Raw genomic sequence first — 7308 nt, 5'->3', positions numbered from 1 at the left:
AAAAATCCGTAGTTAGAAAACCTAACTACGGATTTTGAAGTCTCTGCCGGATCGGTCAACCGATCGCTAAAATTTTTCTTAACTGATCGGCATTACACCGACTGGTGCCCTTTATACGTTACAACTGTTGGCCTAACTCAACTCAGCATTAGAAGCTGGCTGTAGCTGACTGACAAGCTTCTGTTCCGGTTTCACACAGTTCATAAACTACGTCACTACCATCTGACTTAAAGCGATCGCGGTATCGACCTGAATTATCCAGGGTTTCGATAAACTCACCGTCACGGTAAAGATCAACATCTCCGGCAGCACCGCTCCAGCGTAAATCAACTAAGGTTGTATCGTTACGCAAATGAGTTGCACGATAAACACTCAGTTCAATGTCCGTTATGCTGACATTAACCGACTGCGTTACGCTATCAGACAGCTCAGTTGCATCTGTAACCGTTAATGTTACATCGTAAATTCCGGCTTCAGAGTAAGCGTAAACCGGGTTAGCTTCAGTCGATGTGCTACCGTCACCAAACTCCCAGAAATAGCTGGCAATATCGCCGTCACTGTCTGACGAAGTATTGCTAAAGGTTACGGTTAAATCATCAACACTGGCTTCGAAGCTGGCAACCGGCGCATCCGGCAAACCATCATCTTCTTCCACCGCCGTTAACGTTAATGACCAATGATTTAATGTGCCTGTATCAGCGCCGGCATTATCTGAAACGGTCAGTGTCCAGTCACCCGTCATATCTTCACCATTAAAGGTATCAACAGACCAGCTGCGCACTAAATCTTCAGTACTACCACCAGCACGGTCGTGCAATACATGCTCAGTACCTTCAGGCGAGGTTAAGCTGACAATCAGGTCGCCCTGCCAGGTATGAGTAATATCAACACTCACATCCGCACCAAAAACAACACCCGTTTCAGGCACATTAATGACTCGCGAAATACCCTCATTGTCATCATCCGGAATATCCGTATTTGCTGCGTCTTCATAATAGAAGTCTGACAAACCTTGCGGCAGAACATACACAGCCGAGCTCACTTCACGGGTAATTTCGCCCGTTTCAACATCTGAGCCACTGACAGTGATGCTGTACTCACCCCATTGTGTCTCATCGGTTGTATTCACCTGTACATCGACACTGTCTCCTTCGTCAGCCTGACTTGAGGACAGCGAAACATCCAGTTCAGGCTCAGCCGCAACACTTAAATCAACGGTACCCGACCAATCTGCAATACTGCCAACATCCAGAGTAAAGGTTGTGCTGTCACCAGCGACAATTTCCTGTCTGCCCGGAGACAAAGTTAACCGGTAAGCAGGATCAGGGTCGGCAGCCTCTAAAGCACTTAATGCATTCAGGCGCTTTCCGGAGACCGTTTTACCCGATAACGCAGGAATACTCTCACCGGAATCCATAAGAATTTGCTTCACTTCGGCAATTGTCAGGCTTGGGTCAATTGACCAGACTAATGCAGCAACACCTGCAACATGTGGACTGGCCATTGATGTTCCGCTCGCCGTTGCATAGCCATCATTTAAGTAAGTGGAAAGAATTTCAGTACCCGGAGCACCTAAATCAACAGACTCCAGACCATAGGTTGACGTTCCGGACATACTGTCGGTACGCGTTGTATTAGCAACATTCACAATACCGTCAAGATCGTACCCACCAGGGTAACTTGCCGTAACGTCTGCATCGATACCATCGTTCCCTGCCGCTGAAACAAACATAATACCCTGATCAATACTGTCGCTGATGGCTGTTTTTAACGACTCTGAATAAGCACCGCCACCCCAGGAGTTATTAGTCGCAACCAAATTTACCCCATGGTTAACCTTTAAATTGGCCATATAATCAATACACTCGATAGCGCCAGCTGTACTACCATAACCATCGGCATCGAGGAACTGACAACCTATAATTTGCACATCCCAGTTAACCCCGGTAACGCCCACGCCATTGTTTGATGTTGCACCAATGGTTCCGGCAACGTGCGTGCCATGGCCGTTTTCATCCATTGGATCACCGCTGGATGTTATAGCCGAGTAACCATAGCAATCATCGACAACACCGTTGCCATCGTCATCTTCGCCGTTGTCGCAGATTTCACCGGGATTAACCCACATATTTCCGGCTAAATCCGGGTGCGTATAGTCAACACCGCTGTCGATGACACCGATAACAATATTACTGTCGCCAGTCGTAATATCCCAGGCTGGCCGCGCATCAATATCCACACCCGGCGTACCGCCGCTCTGCCCGGTGTTCTCCAGCGCCCACATATCACCGAAACCAGGATCATCTGGAGTCGCAAGTATATTAAATCCGGGCTCTTTTGAGTCTTTAATATTAATAATGTAGTTAGGCTCAGCAACCTCAACCAGGGGGTGTTGAGACAGACGCTTTATTAACGCATCGCGCTGTTTCGCATTGCGCACCTTAACTTTCGCAATTCTGCCATCAGCAATATGACGCATTGCTATATCACGACCGCTGTCATCAAGTGCGCGTAAACTGCCACCTGCATTTTGAATCAAATCTTGTCGTTGCTCTTTCGTCACTGACTGCTTAAACATAACCAGCAGTGAATCATCATCAGCTTTCTTATCGGTTGCCGCTGCAGCTGAACCCGCGACTAACACCATAGAAATACCAACGACTAACTTTTTAATATTAGCCATTTTGCTTCCTCTGTCTTGTTGTTTTATGAGTTATCGTCGTGCCTAAAACTTAAGCACTACAAAATAACTAGCATATTTTTGACGTAAAGGTATCTCGAAAGATATAGCTTTACGAAATCTGATCATAAATACGAATAAAGGACTAGGCCGTTTGGTGCAGAGAAGCAGAATTAACAAATCAAGCATTTGAAATATAATGATATTTTAATTCAAAAACATCACGAACTAGTCATATAAAATACCCCTTTCATACGATTGTTCAGGCCTCTGAACCACTTATTCTTGTTAGCGGAATTATTAACAAAAGGTGTTCCGCTTTGATTTACAAAAAACAACTTTTAGCAGCATTGGTTTTGCTTTTTGTCTCACTCCCCGGAGTGGCAAAAGACATTCCTGTTGCATTAGCAGGGTTACTGGAGCGGCAGGCCCTTGCAAACCATGCAGAAATTGCTCAACTCGGATCTTATAACCTCACTTCAGTTATCCAGTCGGGCGAGCAAAATTACGCGTATTTGGTTCAGTCTGGCTTTGAAAACACTCTTAGCCTGGAACAGCAAGGGTTCAATAATTCTGTCACTGCAGAACAATCAGGACGCGGTAATTCAGCAACCATCCTGCAGTTGGGAAATAGCAACCTTATTCAGCTACAACAGCTGGGTAGCGACAATGCTATTACTATCCAACAATCAGGCTCTGCAGCTGAAATGTCCATCACGCAGTTTTGATTACAACAATTACGGAGAACAATCATGTCGAAAATACTTATAAAGAAAAGTGCTATCGCTCTTGCTTTAGGCATTGCCTTTGCAGGTAGCGCGGTTGCCGAAAACCACATTGCTGTTATTAATCAGGAATCGGCTGGCGCCGTTGAAATTGGTAACGAAGTGTATGTTGAACAAGCCGGAGCCGCACACTGGGCGTATGCTGACCAGTACGGTGACGATAACGTTACATCACTGTTGCAGTTTGACGACTGGCACGAAGCTTATGCTTACGTTACCGGCGACTTCAACCTGGTCGAAGGCGAGCAGTCTGGACTCTGGAACGTTTTCAATGCTGACGCCGTCGGTGATGACAACTGGTTATCAGCTTATCAGGAAGGCAGCTTGAACTCGGCCAGTATTTTCCTGCAGGGTGACGGTAACACTGCAGTTGCTGAACAGTCCGGTGATGTTAACGAGGCCGCCATTGACCTAAGTGGCGACTATAATACAGCAGAAATTTACCAGTCAGGCGACTCCAACTGGAGCAACTTCCAGATTTCAGGCAGTGACAACTTGTTCTTAAGCGAACAATCTGGTTCGCTGAATGAGTCAGGCTATTTCAATGCGTCGGGCGACCGCAATACCTTCGAAGCATCACAAGAAGGTGACGGTAACGTTGCAGGTGTTGTTGGCGCGGACGGCGACGACAACGAAGTGTATGCTCAGCAATATGGTTCATCGAACATTTTCATTGCCGAAGACTTACAAGGTAACGAGAACTTCGTCGATGTATTTCAGGACGGTTCAGCAAACGAATTCCTGATTCAACCCATCCAGGGCGAAGCCAACTTTATTGTTGTTCAGCAGCAAGGTAACTCAAACATTGTTGAAGCCGCAAATGGCATGATTGGTAACGACAACCTAATTGATGCATACCAACGCGGTGACAATAACTACGCAGTGTTCGCCACCGAGGGCGACATGCATAATGTTGAGCTTGAGCAAACAGGCGATAACAACACTGCTGTCGGTGAATCTTACGGTGAGCAAAATGACATTATGGTCAGCAGCCGTGGTGATGAAAACTTTAACGGAGTGGCTGTACAAGGCGTTTCCAACGACATTCAGAGCCGTCAGCGCGGTGATGCAAACACAGCCGAAGTTGTGTTTGTAGGCGACGACAACGATGTCATGTCCAACCAAGTTGGTGACGGCAACGTAACCCTGGCTTACTCTTACGACGCAGGCACTACCTCAGGCAACACGTTAGATTCCGAACAACAAGGCGATATTAACTTAATCGATACCATTATTGGTGGCGATGAGAACCTAATCAGCTTCTATCAGGAAGGTAACAGCAACGTTATCGCCGGAGATGGCGGTTCGTTCATTGTTGGCGGCAGTAATGGCAGCGTCGATATTCAGCAAGTAGGTGACTACAACGTTGTTACCGGCGGTCAGGCCAGTGACGGCAACACTATGAGCGTGTATCAGCAAGGCGACTACAACGTCGCTACTGTTGTTCAATACTAAGAAGTAAGGTTAGCGGCTGCGTCACTTTGGTGTAGCCGCTTTCTTAGTCCTTATGCTAAAGAAACTCATTCTAATCGTTCTGCTGTTTACTCCGGTTAGTCAAGCCGACGAAATAGAGCTTGGCGGCATGGTGCTGGACCGAACCATTTCACGTTTCGGCAAAGACTTTTTCTTCTACTACACCAGCTATTGGCGTGACATTCCCTCAACTAACGGTATTACTGTTGTCATTCACGAGCAGGTCTATCCTCAGGCTGGCACCTATTTGTGGGTGGAGATGGAGCAAACCAAGATATTCCAGACTTACTTCGGAAGACGGCAAAACGATGTCAAGAAAATGGCCGAGAAAGCCATTTTGATCAGTATTAACGAAGTCGCGCGAGTAAAAGCGGACTCTGTATTTGATACGCCACAAGATAATAATTTTTAAAGGCGCAGATTATGAAATTACGTTGGCTCTTCATTGGTTGTTTGCTTGTGGCAGTAAATGCCGCAGCAACTGAAATTGTCTATCAACCTATTAACCCGAGCTTTGGTGGAAACCCAATGAACGGGAGTTTTTTATTACAAAAAGCACAAAGTCAGAATGCTCATTCAGCACCTGATTCCGCCCGCTCTTTTGTTGACCGTTTCCGCGAAGCGTTAGAGCGTAATATCATCAATTCACTTACCCGCCGTATTGCGGATGGCGAAATTGTTGAAGGCCTGTATGACACAGGTGAGTACACGGTTGAAGTTGTTGGTCAGCCAGACGGTAGCGTTATTGTCTACATCACTCATAACGGCAGCGGTGAACAGACTGTTATCACCATGCCTTCAATATAAGTGAGGAGAATAATCATGCGTAAAATTTTCCTCATTTTAGCGTCACTTGTTATGAGCGGCTGCGCGTTAATGCCCAAGCCAACGGACATCAATGTAAAGCCCGCTGAAATTGACGCGCCCAGCTCAACAATGACAACTTTGAAGCAAAGCCCATTACCCCAGACCCGTATTCCGGTATCGGTTTATGCCTTTAGGGACCAAACTGGGCAGTATAAACCACAGGCTAATGTTTCCAGCTTTTCTACCGCAGTAACTCAGGGAGCAACCTCTATGCTCACTCAAATGTTACTGGAGTCAGGTTGGTTCTTACCTATGGAGCGTGAAAACCTGCAAAACTTGTTAACCGAACGAAAGATACATAACTCCAGTAAAAATAAAGAGCTGCCCCCGTTAAGTGAGGCCAGGTTGCTGCTGGAAGGCGGTATTATAAGCTACGATACCAATGTCAGCACTGGCGGCATCGGCGCAGAATATTTTGGTATTGGTGCATCAGAGCTCTACCGGGAAGACCAGGTATCCGTCTATTTACGAGCAGTAGACGTTTACAGCGGGCAGGTACTGGTATCGGTATCGGCAAGTAAAAAAGTGTTCTCACAGGAGCTCCGGGCGGGTCTGTTTCGCTATGTATCTCTCAACCGTCTGGCCGAATTCGAAGGCGGTTATTCAACCAACGAACCGGTTCAATTGTCAGTAAAACAAGCGATGGAACGAGCGCTGGTAGAGTTAATAGAAAAAGGCCTGGACATGGGGTACTGGCGTGCAGAGAGCTAACCAGAGTTAAACGGATGTCGCGTAACTGGACCACTTTAGTAATTCGACCCGGTTACGCGCCCCGGTCTTTCGAAAAATGGAAGACAAGTGTGTTTTCACCGTATGGGCACTGATGTTTAAGTGCTCAGCAATTTCTTTATTGCGAGCTCCGGTAGCAACCAACTCTATAATTTTTAACTCTTGTGGCGTAAGGGAATTAATTTGAGACACAGTAGTAAAAGAGTCATCCGCTTGTCGCCGCAGCATCATTTCTTCAATTTTATCTGAAAGCAATGAACGCGGATAATAAAGCTCCCCCTGGCTAATCACTTTTATCGCGGTCAGTACCCGATCTAAATGGTCGTTTTCATAGATGATACCTCGGGCACCAAGGTTCAGAGCCTGAATAGGACGAACATCGTCTTTTCTCGCATTAACTAAAAACAACGGATAAGTTTTGGTTAATGCAGCAATTTCACTGGTAATGTGGGAACGAGATAACTGCTCCGATCCCAGCGAATAAGCCACCATGGTTTCCGGCTCTGGCGAACGATCAACAAGTTGAGAAAATGCACGATGGACGACTGATATCTCTAAGGATTCTGCCAGCAACCCTAAGTTCTGCGTACGTTTTTGGTGTTCGATTAAAGCTAACCGCGTATAACGTCCCATAACAGCCCTCCCTAAACCTAAAAGCTTATTTTATTACTGTACTTTTCTTCTTATATTCTTCTCATATTACATTTTTACAACGATTGATGTGGCTCTTTACAATATATGATTAAATTTTGTACTAAAAGACATGACACCTTA

Annotated in this window: 7 protein-coding genes; 5 read left to right on the top strand and 2 right to left on the bottom strand. The window is 46.1% G+C overall.

The genetic code is table 11. The features are described 5' to 3' along the window. Positions 1-148: 148 nt before the first annotated feature. Positions 149-2683: a S8 family serine peptidase gene (locus DEU30_RS07005; RefSeq protein ID WP_114981728.1), complete on the bottom strand. Its 2535-nt coding sequence runs from the start codon at positions 2681-2683 to the stop codon at positions 149-151. A gap of 317 nt (positions 2684-3000) precedes the next feature. On the opposite strand from DEU30_RS07005, the gene DEU30_RS07000 reads away from it, so the two are divergent. Genes DEU30_RS07000 through DEU30_RS06980 form a run of 5 tightly spaced genes read left to right on the top strand, consistent with a single transcriptional unit; the run spans position 3001 to position 6516 of the window. Further along, positions 3001-3408 (top strand): curlin subunit CsgB, encoded by a 408-nt coding sequence (locus DEU30_RS07000; protein ID WP_114981729.1) that lies wholly within the window; start codon positions 3001-3003, stop codon positions 3406-3408. Between the two features lie 24 nt (positions 3409-3432). Then, positions 3433-4920, top strand: a complete 1488-nt coding sequence (locus DEU30_RS06995; RefSeq protein WP_114981730.1) for a hypothetical protein — start codon at positions 3433-3435, stop codon at positions 4918-4920. Positions 4921-4972: 52 nt separating this feature from the next. Then, positions 4973-5350: a curli production assembly/transport protein CsgE gene (locus DEU30_RS06990; RefSeq protein ID WP_114981731.1), complete on the top strand. Its 378-nt coding sequence runs from the start codon at positions 4973-4975 to the stop codon at positions 5348-5350. Positions 5351-5361: 11 nt separating this feature from the next. Further along, positions 5362-5745: a curli assembly protein CsgF gene (locus DEU30_RS06985; RefSeq protein ID WP_114981732.1), complete on the top strand. Its 384-nt coding sequence runs from the start codon at positions 5362-5364 to the stop codon at positions 5743-5745. Positions 5746-5757: 12 nt separating this feature from the next. After that, complete coding sequence (locus DEU30_RS06980) at positions 5758-6516, top strand: CsgG/HfaB family protein (protein WP_181813908.1); 759 nt, start codon at positions 5758-5760, stop codon at positions 6514-6516. A gap of 6 nt (positions 6517-6522) precedes the next feature. Here the strand turns inward: DEU30_RS06980 and DEU30_RS06975 are convergent, their stop codons facing one another. Beyond that, positions 6523-7167, bottom strand: a complete 645-nt coding sequence (locus DEU30_RS06975) for a response regulator transcription factor (RefSeq protein ID WP_114981734.1) — start codon at positions 7165-7167, stop codon at positions 6523-6525. Between the last annotated feature and the right edge of the window lie 141 nt (positions 7168-7308).

Origin of the sequence: Idiomarina sp. 017G (assembly GCF_004362265.1) — a bacterium.
GTDB classification, from domain to species: Bacteria; Pseudomonadota; Gammaproteobacteria; order Enterobacterales; family Alteromonadaceae; genus Idiomarina; species Idiomarina loihiensis.
This window is presented reverse-complemented; position numbering and strand designations above follow the sequence as displayed.

Bases quoted from the DNA above. Each gene is read 5' to 3' on its own strand.
- DEU30_RS06985 (WP_114981732.1), top strand. From the start codon at position 5,362: ATGAAATTACGTTGGCTCTTCATTGGTTGTTTGCTTGTGGCAGTAAAT.
- DEU30_RS06995 (WP_114981730.1), top strand. From the start codon at position 3,433: ATGTCGAAAATACTTATAAAGAAAAGTGCTATCGCTCTTGCTTTAGGC.
- DEU30_RS07005 (WP_114981728.1), bottom strand. From the start codon at position 2,683: ATGGCTAATATTAAAAAGTTAGTCGTTGGTATTTCTATGGTGTTAGTC.
- DEU30_RS06990 (WP_114981731.1), top strand. From the start codon at position 4,973: ATGCTAAAGAAACTCATTCTAATCGTTCTGCTGTTTACTCCGGTTAGT.
- DEU30_RS06975 (WP_114981734.1), bottom strand. From the start codon at position 7,167: ATGGGACGTTATACGCGGTTAGCTTTAATCGAACACCAAAAACGTACG.